Source organism: Variovorax sp. RA8 (assembly GCF_901827175.1).
In the GTDB taxonomy this organism is placed as follows: Bacteria; Pseudomonadota; Gammaproteobacteria; order Burkholderiales; family Burkholderiaceae_C; genus Variovorax.
This window is the reverse complement of record NZ_LR594663.1, coordinates 1-15,859: the sequence shown is the minus strand read 5'-3', so window position 1 is coordinate 15,859 and position 15,859 is coordinate 1. Positions and strand designations below refer to the sequence as shown.

General features: G+C 64.4%; 14 protein-coding genes and 3 pseudogenes. 5 read left to right on the top strand and 12 right to left on the bottom strand.

Going from position 1 to position 15,859, the window contains the following annotated elements; genetic code table 11:
• Positions 1–21: 21 nt before the first annotated feature.
• Both E5P3_RS31015 and E5P3_RS31010 read right to left on the bottom strand, forming a co-directional pair.
• A complete protein-coding gene (locus E5P3_RS31015; protein ID WP_162589964.1) occupies positions 22–1,032 on the bottom strand; it encodes a SphA family protein in 1,011 nt (336 codons plus the stop codon).
• Positions 1,033–1,101: 69 nt separating this feature from the next.
• The gene (locus E5P3_RS31010) at positions 1,102–2,004 is read right to left on the bottom strand and encodes an FAD synthetase family protein (protein WP_162589963.1); all 903 of its coding nucleotides are present in this window, start codon (positions 2,002–2,004) and stop codon (positions 1,102–1,104) included.
• 247 nt (positions 2,005–2,251) lie between these two features.
• Between E5P3_RS31010 and E5P3_RS31005 the strand changes: the two genes are divergently transcribed.
• Positions 2,252–2,674: an autotransporter outer membrane beta-barrel domain-containing protein gene (locus E5P3_RS31005; RefSeq protein WP_232073543.1), complete on the top strand. Its 423-nt coding sequence runs from the start codon at positions 2,252–2,254 to the stop codon at positions 2,672–2,674.
• 251 nt (positions 2,675–2,925) lie between these two features.
• Here E5P3_RS31005 and E5P3_RS31000 read toward each other — a convergent pair.
• Positions 2,926–4,282, bottom strand: a pseudogene (locus tag E5P3_RS31000) (IS1182 family transposase); the annotation flags it as partial.
• A gap of 45 nt (positions 4,283–4,327) precedes the next feature.
• Here E5P3_RS31000 and E5P3_RS30995 point away from each other — a divergent pair.
• Positions 4,328–5,463, top strand: a protein-coding gene (locus tag E5P3_RS30995; protein WP_162584305.1) for an IS3 family transposase whose coding sequence is annotated in 2 segments (ribosomal slippage) — positions 4,328–4,580 and positions 4,580–5,463 — 1,137 coding nt in all. Because the reading frame shifts where the segments join, the coding sequence is not laid out codon by codon here.
• Between the two features lie 9 nt (positions 5,464–5,472).
• Here the strand turns inward: E5P3_RS30995 and E5P3_RS30990 are convergent.
• Both E5P3_RS30990 and E5P3_RS30985 read right to left on the bottom strand, forming a co-directional pair.
• The gene (locus E5P3_RS30990) at positions 5,473–5,610 is read right to left on the bottom strand and encodes a hypothetical protein (protein ID WP_162589955.1); all 138 of its coding nucleotides are present in this window, start codon (positions 5,608–5,610) and stop codon (positions 5,473–5,475) included.
• Between the two features lie 737 nt (positions 5,611–6,347).
• A complete protein-coding gene (locus E5P3_RS30985; RefSeq protein ID WP_162589962.1) occupies positions 6,348–6,656 on the bottom strand; it encodes a helix-turn-helix domain-containing protein in 309 nt (102 codons plus the stop codon).
• A gap of 162 nt (positions 6,657–6,818) precedes the next feature.
• Between E5P3_RS30985 and E5P3_RS30980 the strand changes: the two genes are divergently transcribed.
• The gene (locus tag E5P3_RS30980) at positions 6,819–7,436 is read left to right on the top strand and encodes a helix-turn-helix domain-containing protein (RefSeq protein WP_162590263.1); all 618 of its coding nucleotides are present in this window, start codon (positions 6,819–6,821) and stop codon (positions 7,434–7,436) included.
• Positions 7,437–7,574: 138 nt separating this feature from the next.
• Here the strand turns inward: E5P3_RS30980 and E5P3_RS30975 are convergent, their stop codons facing one another.
• The 3 genes from E5P3_RS30975 to E5P3_RS30965 all read right to left on the bottom strand — a co-directional run bounded on the left by E5P3_RS30975 (position 7,575) and on the right by E5P3_RS30965 (position 9,757).
• Complete coding sequence (locus E5P3_RS30975; RefSeq protein ID WP_162589961.1) at positions 7,575–8,195, bottom strand: hypothetical protein; 621 nt, start codon at positions 8,193–8,195, stop codon at positions 7,575–7,577.
• An 87-nt stretch (positions 8,196–8,282) separates the two neighbouring features.
• Positions 8,283–8,696 carry a chorismate mutase family protein gene (locus E5P3_RS30970; RefSeq protein WP_332107409.1) on the bottom strand — a complete coding sequence of 138 codons (414 nt, stop codon included), beginning with the start codon at positions 8,694–8,696 and terminating at the stop codon, positions 8,283–8,285.
• An 11-nt stretch (positions 8,697–8,707) separates the two neighbouring features.
• Entirely contained in the window at positions 8,708–9,757 is a 1,050-nt protein-coding gene (locus E5P3_RS30965; protein ID WP_232073542.1) for a Bug family tripartite tricarboxylate transporter substrate binding protein, read from the bottom strand.
• A gap of 290 nt (positions 9,758–10,047) precedes the next feature.
• Here E5P3_RS30965 and E5P3_RS30960 point away from each other — a divergent pair, with 290 nt between their 5' ends.
• Positions 10,048–10,359, top strand: a complete 312-nt coding sequence (locus tag E5P3_RS30960) for a hypothetical protein (RefSeq protein WP_162589960.1) — start codon at positions 10,048–10,050, stop codon at positions 10,357–10,359.
• Positions 10,360–10,874: 515 nt separating this feature from the next.
• On the opposite strand, the pseudogene E5P3_RS30955 reads toward E5P3_RS30960, so the two are convergent.
• Positions 10,875–11,922 (bottom strand): annotated as a pseudogene (locus tag E5P3_RS30955) (NAD(P)/FAD-dependent oxidoreductase).
• A gap of 48 nt (positions 11,923–11,970) precedes the next feature.
• Positions 11,971–12,138, bottom strand: a pseudogene (locus tag E5P3_RS30950) (cation:proton antiporter); the annotation flags it as partial.
• Between the two features lie 405 nt (positions 12,139–12,543).
• Between E5P3_RS30950 and E5P3_RS30945 the strand changes: the two are divergent.
• Positions 12,544–13,305, top strand: a complete 762-nt coding sequence (locus tag E5P3_RS30945; RefSeq protein WP_162589958.1) for a hypothetical protein — start codon at positions 12,544–12,546, stop codon at positions 13,303–13,305.
• A gap of 288 nt (positions 13,306–13,593) precedes the next feature.
• Here E5P3_RS30945 and E5P3_RS30940 read toward each other — a convergent pair whose 3' ends face one another.
• Both E5P3_RS30940 and E5P3_RS30935 read right to left on the bottom strand, forming a co-directional pair.
• On the bottom strand, positions 13,594–14,661 hold the full coding sequence (locus E5P3_RS30940; protein ID WP_162589957.1) for a ParB/RepB/Spo0J family partition protein: 1,068 nt from the start codon (positions 14,659–14,661) through the stop codon (positions 13,594–13,596).
• 1 nt (position 14,662) lies between these two features.
• On the bottom strand, positions 14,663–15,859 hold a 1,197-nt coding region (locus E5P3_RS30935), incomplete at its 5' end, for a ParA family protein (protein ID WP_332107408.1).

Genomic DNA, 15,859 nt, shown 5'->3' with positions numbered 1-15,859 from the left:
AACCGTGCAGGCACGGTCTCGCTAGAACGGAATTCTCGCCTGTAGCCAGACGCGCGTGCCCTGCGGCCTGTTGCGCGCGCTGAATTCCGATTGGACCTTCGCGACGAGCGCCAAGCGCGGCGTCAGGTTGTAGCTGATGTAGGGCCCCAGCGCGTTGACCCGTCCACGGTTGCCGTTGTTGACGGCGACTCCGTTCTGCCGGTCGTCGCTGGTCTGGCGGTAGACATAGCCGTTGAGACCGATGGCCAAGCCGGGGTTGATGCGGTAACCGCCGCTGAACTCGATCGTCGCTTCGTCACCTGACTGGTAGTTCGTCGCCTTATTCTTGCCGTTGATGGCGTAGCGGAACTTGGCGTTGATGTCGAAGCCGGGCGCCGGGAACCAGGTGAAGGCATAAAAGACGGCGGCCTGAGCGTAGTTGCGCCCGGTATTCCCGCGTTCGCGGACGTCGTAGCTGCCGGTCTTCAGATGTGTGTCGATGCCGATCGTGTGATGGTAGGTCGACCAGTTCCAGCCCAGGATGATCGGCGTAAAGGCCATGTCGGCCAGGCCCAGCCGGTATCCGCCGCGCTCCAGCGACGGCATCCCCCGTCTCGCAACCGCGGCGTCTAGGTCGACCGAGGCGATGGCCTGCACCACTCGTGTCTCGACGCGCGCACCGAACAGGGTGAGGCCGGGCCACACGTAGGAAAGCCGGGGCGCGATGACGTCCGACTCGATGCGAAAGCGCGCCAGCTGCGGGTTGTCCACGCCGGCTGCGTTCCTGGAGTGGGTGGCGCTGTAGTGCGCGTAGTAGGCGAACCAGTGCGCGCCATCGGACAGCATGACGCCGTTGTAGTTGGTCTCCACGCCCATGGGGTAGGAGTTGCCACCGCCTTCGGTTGCGTACGCGCAGGCGCTGCACAGGGTCAGGAGCGCCGACAAGCTGCGCCTGTGCCAAAGCTGTGAGGGGATGGCGCGCCGCGCCGAAGCCGGAGCGGAGTTGCGGGTCTTGGCGGGTGAGGGCCGCGAGGCGTTTCGCAGAACTGTCATGTCTGACCTCCTGACCGCGGACCTTAGGCCGGAGGCACGCCCTTGGACAGCAAGGGCAGGGCATGCGGACTATTCCATGGAGGAATACAGCGTGCCCGAATGGGCCCCAGGCGTAGCGGCACGGTCGATGCGGCGATGAAAGCGCAAGCCCAATGCCTGCCCTGGCCTCGCCTCGAAGATCCCGCCATAGGGCATGCGTATGCTGCAGAACGCCATCTCGCCTGTCGAGTGGACCTCCAGACGTGCGAGGCGCCACGCCATGCCGGCGCCTCCCCAAGCTCGCAGGGCTACCTCGCCAGCGTACAGGCCAGCCGCCGGCGTGCATCTGCCGCTCGACAGTGCCACCGGCGTGTCGATCGAGGCGGAACCGGACCCTGGCAGCACCGTGCCGGATAACGCATAGGGCCGCGCCAACAGTGCCGCGGCGGCCTCGATCTCTCCGGCTCGTATCAGCCGACGCGTCTCGGTGGACGAGCAGGCAGGCGCCGACGGTGCCGTGCCGGCCTTTGCGAGGACGATCGGGTTCACGATGAACCCGTACTTGCGGCCGGCGACCTCGAGCCAGGGCACGTTGCCCTGTCTCGCCCGGCCGCAAACGAAGTTCTCCCCCACCACCAGCGCTCGCGCGCGCAAGCCTTCCACCAGCACGCTCCGAACGAAGTCGTCGGCCGTCTGCCGCCGCTGCGACTCATCGAAGCGAAGCACGACGCAGTGATCGACATCGCCGGACCTGGCCAGCATGTCGAGCCGCTCCTCGAGCGTGGAGAGCATTGGCGGTGCAGCCGATGGCTGAGTGATCGCACGGGGGTGCGGGTCGAAGGTGACGAGAGCGGTGGGCAGGCCCAGCCGCAGCCCTTCTTGGCGCAGCAGGGCCAGCACGCGCCGATGGCCGCGATGAACGCCGTCGAAGACGCCAATGGAGACAACGCTACCCAGTCCGTCGAAGCGGATGGAATTCGTATGCACGTTCATGTCGCTCTCCAGGTTCCTGGTTGTCCGAGGTGGCACTGCGGCCGTTGGCGGCCTGCTCGGACCAAGAATAGGAGCTCCTTCGTTGCGACGTCAGGGGCTGAAGGGCATGTGCATCATTCCTCTGGAACATGCGGCTGCCGCGATGCGCGGGGATCAGACATTCCCCTAACGCATTCACGCGGGCTTGGCCATCCTCGCGAGCTCAGGGCGGCGTAGCCAAGAAGGCCCGGACCCGGCGGATCGTGGCTTGCGGGTTTTCTTCCATGATCCAGTGGCGGGAGTCGGGCACCACCCCTTCAGTCACGTCGCTCGCCGCAAAGCGAATGGTCACTGCCATCATGGTCCCGAAGGCGAGCGCGGCGGACTGGCTGCGCTCTACGGCGCAGGTGACAGCAGCGACACCAGCTTCTCGACCCTTGGCGTGCGCGCGAGCCTGCAGGCCAGCGAGCGCACCCGGCTGCGCGGCATGCTCGGCTGGCGTCATGCGTTCGGCGGGTGCCCGCCGTTCACCTTGACCGGGGTGCCGCTGGCGAAGAACGTTGCGGTGCTGGAGGCCGGTGTCGAGACGCAGCTGTGTCCGAACCTCGCGCTCGGCGCTTCGTACTCGGGCCTGTTCGGCGACGGGCTCGAGGACCACGGGTTCAAGCTCAATCTGAACTGGTCGTTCTGATCGAGAGCGCCTCCTGCTTGCTGCCGCGTGCTGCTCCATAGGGGCGACGCGGAGCTTTGGGCAGCGGCGTAATCAGTGACTGCTTCGGAGCAACCTGTACAGCCGCTTAGGGCCGAGGCTGTGTAGAAACGCGCAGCGTTGTCACGCCGGGCGGTTCGTCTACCGAGTTCACCCAGTGTTCTGGTGCGTCAGAACCCGTATTCCAGGCCTCGTGACGTCCGTTGTGTACGCGCACGAAGACACACCGGGGCTCATGCCCCCGCCAGCCGCATCGCCTTCATCGTTCTGGCAATACCCAGCACACTCATCACCCGCTTCAGGTTGTAAGCCAACACGTGAAGACTCATCTCGGTGCCGACGTGCTCCATGGTCTTCATCAAGAAATGCGTCGAACCCATCCAGTACTTCAGCGTTCCGAACACATGTTCGATGGTGGATCGTCGAAGTGTCATCGCATCGAGCTTGCGATCCAGCCGTCGTTGAACGCGTTCCAGCACTTCCTCATGTTCCCAGCGACGAATGCGGCGGTAGTCGCCAGTTGTGCATTTTCATCGCGCAGCGTGGGCACGCACTGGTCCAGTAAACGCCAGCCTTGAGACCGCTCTTCTCAAGCGTGCTGTACCGATAGATTGCCCGCTCCCCTGCTGGGCACTGGTACTCGTCAGCGCTGGCGATATAGATGAAGTCGGTCTTGTCGAAGCGCCCCTCAGCCTTGGCATTCGATGTCATCGGCTTGGGCACGAAGGTCGTGATGCCGGCGTCCTCGCAGGCCTTGAGTTCCGTGCCGCTGAAGTAGCCACGGTCGGCGAACGCCTGCACCTTGCTCCTGCCCATCGCTTCGCGCGCGGCCAGCGCCATCTTGCTTAGCTGGGCTCGGTCATTGCCGACGTTCGTCACTTCGTGCGCAACGATCAGGTGGTGCTTGCGGTCCACAGCTGTCTGGACGTTGTAGCCCACTAAGCCTGTGCTCTTGCCTTGCTGGAGCATCGAGCGGGCGTCGGGATCCGTCAGCGAGCGCTGTTGGCCCGGTTCGCTCTTCAGCTGCTCCTTGGTCTCGTCCAGTTGCCGCATTTGCTCGCGCAGTTTGCTGATCTTCTCCTGCAGCCGTTCTGCCTTTGCTCCCAACTCGGCAGGTTGCGTCCGGTCCGCCGTCTCCAAGGCATCCAGGTAGCGCTGAATGCTTTGCTCGATCTGTTCCTTGCGCGCGTCGATCTTCCCAGGCGAGAAGTTTCGGTCTCGACTGTTCACCGCCTTGAACTTGCTACCGTCGATGGCCACGACGCCTTGGGAGAAGAGCTTGAGCTGGCGGCACAGAACGATGAAGCGTCGGCAAACGTTGCGGATCCCAGCGCCATTGCTGCGCCTGAAGTCGGCAATGGTCTTGAAGTCCGGTGCGAGCCGGCCTGTAAGCCACATCAGTTCGACGTTGCGTTGCGCTTCACGCTCCAGGCGTCGGCTGGACTGGATGCGGTTGAGGTATCCGTAGATGTAGAGCTTGAGAAGCACCGCCGGGTGGTAGGACGGGCGTCCGGTCGTTGCGGGATCTGCACCGTCGAAGCCGAGTGTTTGCAGATCCAATTCGTTTGCGCTGCCCCCGGAAATTCGTAGAGCTTAGGTCTAGAGTCCGATCAACCCGAAATGGAGATCGGACCGATGAAGAAGCGATACACCGAGGAACAGATCATTGGCTTCCTGCGTGAGGCCGATGCGGGCATGCCGGTCAAGGAGCTGTGCAGGAAGCATGGCTTCAGCGAGCCGAGCTACTACGCCTGGAAGGCTAAGTTCGGTGGCATGAACGTCTCGGACGCGCAGCGCCTGAAGTCGCTGGAGGCAGAGAACACTAAGCTGAAGAAGCTGCTGGCCAACTCGATGCTCGAGATCGACGCCATGCGCGAGGTGCTCAAGGGAAAGTGAAGGCCGTGGCGGCGCGGCGCGAGGTCGTGCGGCAGTTTCGGGGTCTGGGCCTGAGCGAACGCCGGGCCCTCAGGCTGGTGGGCATGAGTGCCAGCACGCTGCGCTACGAACCCCGCGACGACGGCAATGCGGCCTTGCGCGAGCGCCTGAAGGAGCTCGCGGGGCAGCACCGCCGCCACGGCTACCGCATGCTGCACAGCCGGCTGCAAATCGACGGTTGGGCCATCAACGTGAAGCGCACCTACCGGATCTATCGCGAAGAGGGCTTGATGGTGCGAAAGCGGCGGCGCAAGAAGCTGCCGGTGCCAGAGCGCCAGCCACTGGTACGCCCGACACAACCCAACGAGGTGTGGAGCATGGACTTTGTGTTTGATGAGCTGGCCAATGGCCGGCGGGTAAAGACGCTGACGGTGGTGGACGACTGTTCCAAGGAGTCGGTGCAGATCGTTGCCGACACATCGATCCCCGCGCTGTACGTGACGCGCGTGCTAGACCAGGCCAAGGCCGAGCGGGGCTTGCCCAAGGTGATCCGCACCGACAACGGCCCGGAGTTCGCCGGACGCACGATGCAGACCTGGGCGGCGAAGAACGGCGTGGAGCTGCGCTTCATCCAGCCCGGCAAGCCGGTGCAGAACGCCTACATCGAGAGCTTCAACAGCCGCTTCCGCGACGAGTGCCTGTCGCAGCACTGGTTTGCCAGCTTGAGCCACATGCGCAGCGTCATCGACAACTGGCGCGAGGACTACAACCATCGCCGGCCGCACAGTACCCTGGGGTACGTGCCGCCGGCCGTGTTCGCCGCGCGTTGCTGCCAGCTCGCTGGCAGCAACGCGCAAACAGTCGCATCAACTACGATGCAAACCCCTGGACTCTAGATCGAAGTGCTACGAATGCCGGGGGCAGCGCACGTTCACGAAGGCATCGACGATGCGCACCGGGTTGTCTTCACCAACATAGTCATCGAGACACTCTGGCATCAGCGTGACCTGCTGTCGGTCCGCGCCTTCGATGAATCGCTTCATGGGCCACCTCGCTCAAAACGGGTTGACTCAATATAGACGACGGATCGACGTTTTCACACAGCCTCGGCCCAAAGTGTCAATTCGCGACATTCGGAAGCAGCCGCTCACCCGCGATTTCGCCCTGATAGTCCATTGCCGCCGACGATCCGACCTCGGCGAGGTCAAGTTCCAAAGTAGACCGGCCGTTCGCCGGGGGAAAGGGCCAAGGTCGGGTTTCGGTGACAGCCGTAATCCGGCAGCCAAAATCGAAGGACGGCAGCCAGTCTAGAGTAGTCAGGCGCTGCCCGGACGGCCACGGGGGTTCATTGTCAGGGGGACAACCGACGGAGGGCGGGCTTCACCCAATGGCCGCGTCCGAAGACGACTGAGGGGAACGCCATCTTCGAACGCTGGTGTTCTTCGCCGCATTAGGCTGTACTCCCCTCCGGCTTTTAGTCGAAAATTCCCGTAACTTGTTTTTTGAGCAAATGAGGCCGCTTCCCTAGGGAAAATTCCCACAACCTTAGTAAACCAAAGACAGCGGCTGCCTTCACGGATGTCGGCGATCCTAGAAACTCGCGCCTCCGCGACTATGGATTTCGTCGGTCCAAAGTCCCCTGGTAGGTACAGCGACCTGCTGCCCTGCCCCGCTTCCCTCGCAGGTTGACCAAGTCAATTGGAGGAACACTGGGCGTCGTATGGGCGGCGTTTCCGACGGACTGGGCAGGCCGTGATGGGACTAACCATCGACCATGGAACTATGAGTCGGCTCCAAGTGCATGGGGTGTTTCAGCCAGCCTTGCTTCCGTCTCTATGAGGAGTTCCCCCGCACTTCGCCCGAGGGCCCTCGCGAGCTTCAAGATCATCGCGAGAGTCGGCATATGCTCGCCACGCTCGATCTTGCCCATATGCGAGCGTTCGATGCCTGCTCGATGAGCCAGGGCTTCTTGCGCTACTCCATCTTCAAGCCGTAGTGCGCGGACCACCGCGCCGAACGCACGTGCTGGTGCGACTTCAAAGGTGGTCGCACCAGCCGGCCGCCCCCTCCGAGTAGTTCGCTTCTGCATGGACAGAAGCGTCCTGCTTTGAAATAATAAAAACCACGTTATCTTTAACTCGCAGCCCAGGGCGAATGCATGTTCTTCCTAGCCCTTTCGATCAAGGAAGGTGAATGACACATGGTCGATAAACAACTTGCCTCGCCATTTCCGACCTCCCGGCCCTTCCGGATGCCGGCGTTCGTTCACGCCCGCCCATCTCCAGCGGATCCGCCGCCGCGCAGCAGATCAGCGTCCCGCATCGGCCAGCAGATACGCGCGCTGCGCATCGCCTCCGGCGCTTCCGGTGGGGCACTGGCCTCCACTGCTGGTGTTTCAAGTTCAATGCTCTCGCGGGTCGAGCGCGGTCTGGTGTCGCCGTCCGTTGAAACCTTGGAGCGCATCGCCGCCGGCCTGGACGTGCCGGTCTCACGCTTTTTCAGTGATCAGTCCAGCCGGACGGACTTCTCGCATGTACCCGCAGGCCGCGGGATCCTGGTGGATCGGATCGGTGCCGTAGCGGGCTACCGCTACGAGCTGCTTGGCCATCAGCTCTCGGGCAACCTCTTCGTCGAGCCCTACCTGGTAACGCTACTGCCAGAAGCAGAGCCCTACGTCACCTTCCAGCACCCGGGTGTCAAGTTCCTTCACCTTCTCTCAGGCCAGATCTCCTATCGATACGGCGCGAAGGTGGTGAAGCTCGGGCCAGGAGACTCCTTGCAGTTCGACGCCACCGCCCTGCACGGTATCGAGGCGATCGAGGCCGGCCCGGTGAAGTATCTTTCGATCGTATTCACGATGCGCGAGTAAGGTGGGAAGCGCGGCGCCAGGTCCCGAGCTCTCGGGACCTGCATTCCGGGCGCCCAGCGGCTATCTATCGAGGGGCTGCGCCGCAGAGATCGTCGGACCGACACTGATCGCCTTCGCCCCCAGATCGAAGGATTGCTTTCAGCGATTTCCCGAGTTCAACGCCAGTCCGATCCGATCCCGGAACTGTCTTGCGATCGGGCTGTCCTTCCAGACGACCGCCCTGCCCTGGTCCACGGCTTCGCGCCCGTACACGATCCATGCATCGCAGACGGTGCCGATAGGCTCGATCACCTCGAAGTGATCGCCGTGCTTCTGCGCAAAGTCCGCGAAAACGACGCCCGCGCCATAGCGTCCTTCGCTCAAGCCCGCCTGGACTGCGAGCACCGTGGGCTCGTGCACCACATCCGGCCAAGCCGACAGGTCGGCATAGGTCTGGGTGGCGGGCTGCACCCCCACCTTGCCGGCGCCTTCTTCGCTGTGGGTGGCACGCACCAGCGCCATGGGGCGGCTTGGCGAGATGAAGGCGTCCACCACCGCCATGCCCGTGCGGTAAGTGCCCGTGATCTCGGCGGCCGCGGGATGGACCGCGCATTGAAGCAGGTAGTCCGCCTCGCCGGCGATCAGCGCACGCGCGCCGGCGTGGAAGTCGTCGAACAGCTGAATGCGGCTGACCTCCTCGATCCCATGCGCGGCGAGGTACTGCTGGAGGACGAAGTGGTGGTTGCTGCCTGCCTGACCCAGTGTCGAAAAGGTGAGCATGTGCTTTGTCGGTGGAGCGTCACTTGATGATCATCGCCGGCCCCGGCTGGCGTATTGACCAGCCGTCACGCCACGCTAGGCTCGTTCTCAGGCGGGCCCCGGCTTGTCGCCGATGATCTCATCCTCCAGGCGACAGGTCTCCGTGATGATGAGCTCGTAAATCGCACGCAGGAAGGCCGGGCTCATGCCGTGCTGGGCGGCAAATGCCGCCGCACGGGCCTGCACCACGCCGATGCGGTGGGGCTGCATCATAGGGATCGCATGGTCGCGCTTGTGCAGGCCGATCCGGCAGCAGCAGGCGAGCCGCTGCCGAAGGGTCTCGAGCAGTGTCCTGTCCAGGCCGTCGAGCTCGTCGCGCAGCGCCTGCAGGACCTCCATGGGATCCCGGTCGTTGCAGGGGGCTGCCTGCATGCGCTGTGTGAGCGCCGTGGCATCGCTGGTGTGGTTGGCGGCGAGCGGCGTGTCGTGGCCGCCGGCGCGGCGCGGTTGTTCCGGGTTCATGCTGTGCCTGCCTACTCGAGCTTGATGCCCTGGCTCGAAATGATCTGGGCCAATGCTGCCGTGTCCGCCTTCACGCGGCGCTGCAGCGCCTCGCCCGACAGGCCGACCGCCTCGTAGCCGTGCTGGAACAGCTTCTGCCGCACCTCGGGCGAGCGGGTGGCCTCCAGGAGAACCTCGGTCAGGCGCTGGACGATCGGGGCAGGCAGGCTCGCAGGCGCTGCCGCGGCCGTCCAGATCTCGACTTCGAAGTCCTTCACGCCCGCCTCCTGGAGGCTTGGGTAGTCGGGCACGAGCGCGGACCGGCGCGCCGATGTCACGCCGATCGCGCGCAGTTTTCCGGCCTTGACCTGCACGTCGGCAAGGCCTGGCGGCAGCAGTGCCAGCTGCAGCTGGTCGCTGACCAGTCCGGTGATGACCTGCGGGTTGCCCTGGTACGGCACGTGCACCGCGCCGATCCCGGTGCGGGACTTGAGCAGTTCCATGCCCAGGTGGCCAATCGTGCCGATGCCCGGGGAGCCGTAGCTCCAGCGCCCGGCGGCGCCGCGCGCCGCGGCGAGGAAGTCGGCGCCGTCGGCCTTGGAGGCCTGCGGCGTCGTGGCGAGCACCAGGGGGGCCGTGCAGATGATGCTCAGCGGCACGAGGTCCTTCTGCGGGTCGTACGGGACTGCGGGATTGAGGACCTTCGCGATGGTCAAGTTGCCGTTGATGAGGATGCCGACCGTATGTTTGTCGGTCGACTTCGCGACGATCTCCGCCGCGATGTTGCCGCTCGCGCCCGGATGGTTCTCGACCACCACCGGCTGCCCCAGAGCCCTGGCCATCGGGATGGCGAGCGTGCGCGCCACGAAATCCGGCGACGAGCCGCCGCCGAAGCCGACGACAAGGCGCACCGGCCGCGTGGGCCAGTTCAGTTTCGGTGGCGTGGCGCCCGAAGCGCCGGGATGGTGGGGCTCGGTGCGGCTTGCGCCTGTCGACTGCGCGAAGGCGGCGCCGGCCCAGGCCAGCGCACCCAGGAGGCACATCAGGCGCGCGGCGGGTGAACGAAAAATCGCAAGTGTCATGACTGCAGAAGTGGTGGATCGGAGGCCCAGTCTTCCTTCCACCACGTGGCGAATCAACTCATGCCTTGTACGAAATCAGCGCGGCATCGCGCCATTGCCGCCGACACACGCGCTGTCGAGGAGCTTGCGCGCGCATGTTCTCTTCTAGCTTGCTTGCCATGCAAGATTGCCTCGAACGTCATTTTTCGAAGGCCCGCCTTCGGGCCTTTCCGAGCCGACTTGCACCAGCTTTCGCCCAGCGATATTCTTTTGCCCCGCCGAATTTTGAAGTTTCCCCGAGAGGAGATGTCATGTCCCTTGAATTCCTGAGGCAGGTCGCCGCCACACCGCTTCCAAAATCGTTCAGCGATGCGAAGGATGTTGATGCAGTCAAGATCCTGCGCCAGGCTGGATTGGTCATCGCATTGGTGCACGAACCACATGAAGGCGGCGCCAGGGTTCTTGCGATCACGGAAAAAGGACGCGCCGAGCTCTTGCACTTTCACTACCCAGAAGAAGGAGCACTCCGCACCCCAGGCGCGGGCTCATGGTTGCACCTGGCCGGATGGCGAGCTCGCAAAGCCATCGAGAGAGCGGGCACGTTGGGTCGACGCAGCTCCTGAGGACGATCAAACGGTCGCCGATGCGGCGCAGCCGTTCGTGAGTGGGTACGAACTTTGCCCCAGGGCTGAATGGGTCTAGGAAATCTGCACCGTGCCCGATCAACTCACTCCTGAGGCTGCTGGGAGAACCAAGTGGGGGTTGCTGCCTGCCTGGCCCTCGAGAAAAGTGAGCATTTGCTTTGACGGTGGGAGCGTCCCCTGTAATCATCGCTCGGTGCTCGCTGGGCAGCAAGCGCGGCGCCACTTGCGCGCCGAACTTCGATTCAGATCGGTGCTCGATGCATCCTGTCGCGCTGGGGACCGGGAAGAGAAGGCACACAACTGCTGCAGAAGCTCCGCACTGGCGCTATACGCTGGGTCGATCACCACTATTAGAGAACCCGGCCGGCGTTGGGCCTGAATTCTGCTGCCCACGGCACGTTCCCAACGTCCAGCCATGCGACTGCCCGGTTGCTGGGGGCAGCGCTGGCAGCTGCTCGTCAAGTCGTGCGACTCATGCAGACCGATCGCCTGCCTCAATCCGACGGTTGAATCGTCTCTCCACGCAGCGGCCCCATGTCGCGGATGTTGAAGCGGTGGCGCTTCCAGCCTGCAAAGGTGCGGCGCCAGTTCAACAGTGACACAAAGTAGTACACCACCTTGAACATGAACAGCGAGCGCCGGTAGCGGGCGCCGTGATGGATGTCGGCGGCTAGGAGCGACATCAAGCCCTGCTTGACGTTGAACGCGCTGTTCGGGTGCGTGAACATGTCCCGGATCGTCGGGTTGGTCACACGGTAGATGAACCACGAGTAGTCACGCGGGCCCACGCGCATGCGCTGTTCGAGTCCGGCGCGCGCCGCCGCGAGTTCGCCCGGGCGGTCAAGCGCGGTGGCAACCAGCTTGGCGCCGTCGAAGGCGCTTTGCGTCGCGAGGAACACGCCCGAGGAAAACATCGGGTCGATGAAGGTGTAGGCGTCGCCCACCATCAGGTAGCGCTCGCCGGTCGCGTGCGTGCTGGAATACGAGAAGTTGCCCGTGGCATGCACCTTGTCGTCGACGAGCGCGGCGTCCTTCAGCCGGTCCTTCAGTTCGGGGCATAGCGCGATGGTGTCGTAGAAGCAGTCCTTCAGCGGCTTGTCGCGCGCCTTGAGGTAGTAGGCCCAACACACGGCGCCGCCGCTGGTCGTGCCGTCGGCCAGCGGGATGAACCAGAACCAGCCATGCTCGAACCAGCAGATGCTGATGTTGCCCTCGCGCCGACCTTCCAGCCTGCGGGCGTTGCGGAAGTGGCCCGAAGAGCGCCGTGCTGTTGTGGTCGGGGTTCTTCTTAGTCCAGGTCCGGCGGCCGAACTCGATGCCGAACTTCGGCATCCCGATCTTCTCGACCTGGTCGCGCACGCCGAGTTGCTCGAACAGCTCGACATTGCCCGGCAGCAGCGATTCGCCGATATGAAAGCGGGGGTGATGGTCCTTTTCCAGGAGCACCACGGGGCGGCCTTCCTGCGCCAGCAACGTCGCGATCGTCGAACCTGCCGGCCCGCCGCCGATCACCAGAACATCGCACTCCCGCCTTGCATCCATGAAGAATTCTGTCTTTTGATTCGAAGGGGTGGCGCGAACCTCGCCACCCTAGGTTCGTGCGGCCTGGTCCACCGCCTCCAGGCTCTTGCGGCCGATCAACGACAGCAACGGCCCGGCGGCGGCCGTCGTGACCAGCGCCATCACAAGGAGCATGGTGAACAAATCGGCACCGATCAGTCCGGCATCCAGGCCAACCTTGATGACGATGAGTTCCATTTTCGACGGTCGTCTGGAGGTCGGGGAGAGCGTCCGGTCGCGGTCGGCTTTGTTTCGGTCACTGCTTCGCAGGACGGAAATGTGCCACAAGGCTTGTTCAGCCCCTGGAGCCCCGCCCCATCGGCTCGACGCTCGGACGTCGAACGCTGTTGGGCTCGGCTGCGCATTGCCAGGGTCGCCCTTGCTGGCGCAACCGTTACCACCCCGTTTCGCGATGTTTCACGGCTTTCGGGGCCACAAGAATTTTCTCTTAAGGGACAACGACTTAGCGCATATTTCTGCCAATCCAGTCGCCGATGTTTCACGAAAATCAATGACTTGGAGCAAGATGTTGTGCTCGAATCGAGGTTGCCGCCATAATTAGGTTATCAAGTAACCAAATAGCCACTCCGATGGCTTCTCGCCATGACTGAAGCTGCTGCCTGGATCGATCCCGTCGATGCCGGAACACCGGACGCCCAGCGCGATTGCGGCTGGCCGCCGGTCTGCACCCTGGCCGAGCTTGCGCGCATCCTGACCTTGGTGCATGGGGTTCGTGCACCAACCGAGTCCCTGCTGAAGAAGTGGAGCGCTGCGGGCGCCTTCAGGTCCTGCGTGGCGGCCGAGGACGAGGTCGCCGCAGCCCAATCGCCCTCCTCCGTCGTCCAGGCAGCCTTGCAGCGGCCCCGACGGGCGGGCCGCCCGGGCCTGCAACTTAGCACGGCCCGGGCGCTCGCCCGTGTCTATGAACTCTGGCCTTTTCTCGCGGACTCCGACAACCAGGCCGTGGTGGAGCTGGTGGTGGCGCGTACGGCCGACCATCTGCGCAGCGCCCTGGGACAGGCCATCGTTGCCACACCGCCGGCACCTGCCTCGTCTGACGGCGGTGTGCCCGGGGCCGGCGTAGCCGCGCTCGAGCAGATCGAGCTCCAGCTGGCTGCGCTGGCCCACGACGTCAACGCACTCAAGCGGGAGGTCGCGCAGTTTACGGCGCTGCGCAACAACCTGATCACTCGGCTTGACGACGCCGTGGCACACGCCAAGGACGCGCTGGCTGGAGGAAGACCGAGCGGCGTGGACCCGCTGGTCGAGGCTCGCCGCGACCGGGACATGGGCGTCATGAAATCCACCCTGTCAGAGATCCTCACGGCACTGCAACGCATCGAGGCGGATCGCGCCCGGCAATAGCCGTGCGGACTCGGTTACCACCTGTGGCTGCGGCACATCTGGAAGGCCCCGCAACGCGGCGCTCTCGCACTCTCACCGCGCCTGCCGAGGCGGCTAACCCCGAGGGGATTGGCTCGGGCACCATGCATTACGCAGGGCTATTCATGTTGACGTGAGGGGGTAGTTTGAAACTACCCCTGACCGGGCGCGCCCTGCTTTACTGCTTTGGCACTTGCGCACTCAGCCAAGGTGCGAAAAAAAGGGGGTAGTTTGAAACTACCCCCCAACTTCGACGCTCTGCAGTTGCCGCTAAAGCGCGTCGACGAACCCCTGAAGTGCCTTCAGCAGGGCTTGCTGCTTCTCGCCGGACAGCTTGACCGACAGCCTCATCGAGGGACGGCCCACTGCATCGAACCTGAGGGTGCCCACCTTCTGGCCGCCGACGCGGAATACGTGCGCGGCCTGGGCCGGCGTGGCCGAAGCCTCCGGCCCGCTGCCGGGCGGCGACACCAGCCGGGAAAACACGCTCTTGGCGGAAAGGGCGCCCTGCTCCGTTTCCTTCTGCGCATTCAGCGCCCGCGCTCGCGCGAGCACCCCCTGCTCGTCCTCCTGCATGGCCCGGCCCAGATCCGTGGCCCAGGCGAGCTGGATCGACTGCGGCGTCGGGAAGGCCGCGACCACCTCCGGCGGCAGCTTTGCCAGGACCAGCGCCTTGCCGAGGTTGCTGATATCCACGCCGAGTGCCGCAGCCATCTGGCGGTTGGAGGGATAGACCCCTTTGTCGAGCGCGCGCAGGTAGGTCATCCCCTGCTCCCACGGGGACGGGTCGGCCCGGCCGCGGTTTTCACGGTCCATTTCCTCGACCAACGCCCGGTCGTCCAGGTTCTCCACCACCGCCCACACCGGGATGCCCAGCTGCCGACATGCTTCATAGCGGCGATGGCCGAACACCAGTTCGTACTTGGCCCCTTCTGCCGGCTTGGCGATCGCGCGCACCTTGATGGGCTGGGAATTGCGACCTGCTTCCTGGATCTCGCGCTTGAAGTCCTCGAAGGCTTTTCCCACGAAGGCCGACTCGTGCCGGTTGGCGAACTCGCTGCGGGCGATCTGCGCGGTGTCGAGGGGTCGCGCGGGCAGCGCGCCGTCCCAGGTGCGCAGCTCCGCGCTGACCTCGTTCAAGCGCCCTTCCAGCTCGCCGGCCTGGGCCGCCCGTGCCCGCAGTTCCTCGTTCTCGCGCAGCAACTCCGAGCGCTGGTCGTTGGCGAATGCCATCATCGCGCCCGGTGCCGTCTTCGGCTTGACGGCGTCCGGCAGCGGTTGCGCGCTCGGCATGATGGATGCGAAATCGATCTTGGATGCCTTGTCCTTCAGACCCATGTCAGACCGCCGTTTCAAGGATTTGTCGTTCTGCAACCTGGCGCGCCCACACGGCCTCGATCTGCTGCTCGATCAGTTCGCACATCCGGTCGTAGGCGACCCGGGCCCGGGAGAAGGTCTTCGAGTTCACGGACCCGCGTGGCAGGTCGTAGACCGTGCCGAACTCCGCGCTGGCCGTTGCCGCCACGGCGGTCTTGGGGATCTCGATCGGCAGCACCTTGTCCCCGTAGCCCTCGAGCACCCACTGGCGCACCACCGAACTCGCGGTGTCTGATGCCTCGACCCGGGACAGCAGCACATCGATGAACTCGAAGCTCTTGTCCTTGCCGCGGCTGCGCACCAGCTGGTTGCACAGGTCCGAGAACAGATCCCAGAATTGCGCGGAGCTCGCGAAGTCCAGCGCCGAGGGGGGCAAGGGCATGATGACGCCGTCCGCGGCCATCAGCGCATTGATGGTCACGTAGCTGAGGGAGGGCGGGGTGTCGATGACGATGACGTCGTATTCCTCGCGCGGCAGGTCCAGGCCGCGGTCGAGCACGCGCCAGAACTCGAAGCCGGGGTCGCGCGCCTGGCGCGCCGGAAGATGGAACTCCGCGCCGTAAAGCAGGGGGGCGGCACACACCAGGTCGATCGACGGCCAGTAGGTGGAGCGGATCGCGTACTTGAGGTTCTCCTCCTCGCCTGTGAAAAGCGACATCGCCGTGTGCTCCGTCTCCACCTCCGCATCCGGCAACACGCCAAAGAGGGTGGTCGCCGAACCCTGGGGGTCCAGGTCGACGAGCAGGACCCGGTGCCCGCGCATCGACAGTCCTTGCGCGAGCGTGACGGCGGACGTGGTCTTGGCGACACCGCCTTTGAAGTTCGCGACTGTGATCGTGATGCCGGCCGCACCGTCGGGGCGCAGGTGCTCTGCGCGCAACTCGCGCGCCCAGGTCTGCGCCTGCGCCATCGTCCATTCCCGGCTGTTGCCATGGATCTCGCCGGCGGGCAGATCTCCACGCGTCAAGCGATAGGCGATCTTGGACTTGTCGACGCCGCACAGGTCCGCCAGTTGCACGGCCTTCAAGGTGGGTGCCGTCTTGACCGCCGTGGGTGCCAGCATGGCCGAGCGGATGCGGTCCATCATGCCGGCAATCTTGTGCGCCTGGTGCTCGATGTCCTCGAGATTCTGTCGACGTATGGTTTGCTTGATGTCCAC

Coding starts and splice junctions, on each gene's coding strand:
- E5P3_RS31010 (WP_162589963.1), bottom strand. CDS start 2,004: ATGAACGTGCATACGAATTCCATCCGCTTCGACGGACTGGGTAGCGTT.
- E5P3_RS30990 (WP_162589955.1), bottom strand. CDS start 5,610: ATGAAGCGATTCATCGAAGGCGCGGACCGACAGCAGGTCACGCTGATG.
- E5P3_RS31015 (WP_162589964.1), bottom strand. CDS start 1,032: ATGACAGTTCTGCGAAACGCCTCGCGGCCCTCACCCGCCAAGACCCGC.
- E5P3_RS30940 (WP_162589957.1), bottom strand. CDS start 14,661: ATGGGTCTGAAGGACAAGGCATCCAAGATCGATTTCGCATCCATCATG.
- E5P3_RS30985 (WP_162589962.1), bottom strand. CDS start 6,656: ATGCAGAAGCGAACTACTCGGAGGGGGCGGCCGGCTGGTGCGACCACC.
- E5P3_RS30980 (WP_162590263.1), top strand. CDS start 6,819: ATGCCGGCGTTCGTTCACGCCCGCCCATCTCCAGCGGATCCGCCGCCG.
- E5P3_RS30965 (WP_232073542.1), bottom strand. CDS start 9,757: ATGACACTTGCGATTTTTCGTTCACCCGCCGCGCGCCTGATGTGCCTC.
- E5P3_RS30975 (WP_162589961.1), bottom strand. CDS start 8,195: ATGCTCACCTTTTCGACACTGGGTCAGGCAGGCAGCAACCACCACTTC.
- E5P3_RS30945 (WP_162589958.1), top strand. CDS start 12,544: ATGACTGAAGCTGCTGCCTGGATCGATCCCGTCGATGCCGGAACACCG.
- E5P3_RS30960 (WP_162589960.1), top strand. CDS start 10,048: ATGTCCCTTGAATTCCTGAGGCAGGTCGCCGCCACACCGCTTCCAAAA.
- E5P3_RS30970 (WP_332107409.1), bottom strand. CDS start 8,696: ATGAACCCGGAACAACCGCGCCGCGCCGGCGGCCACGACACGCCGCTC.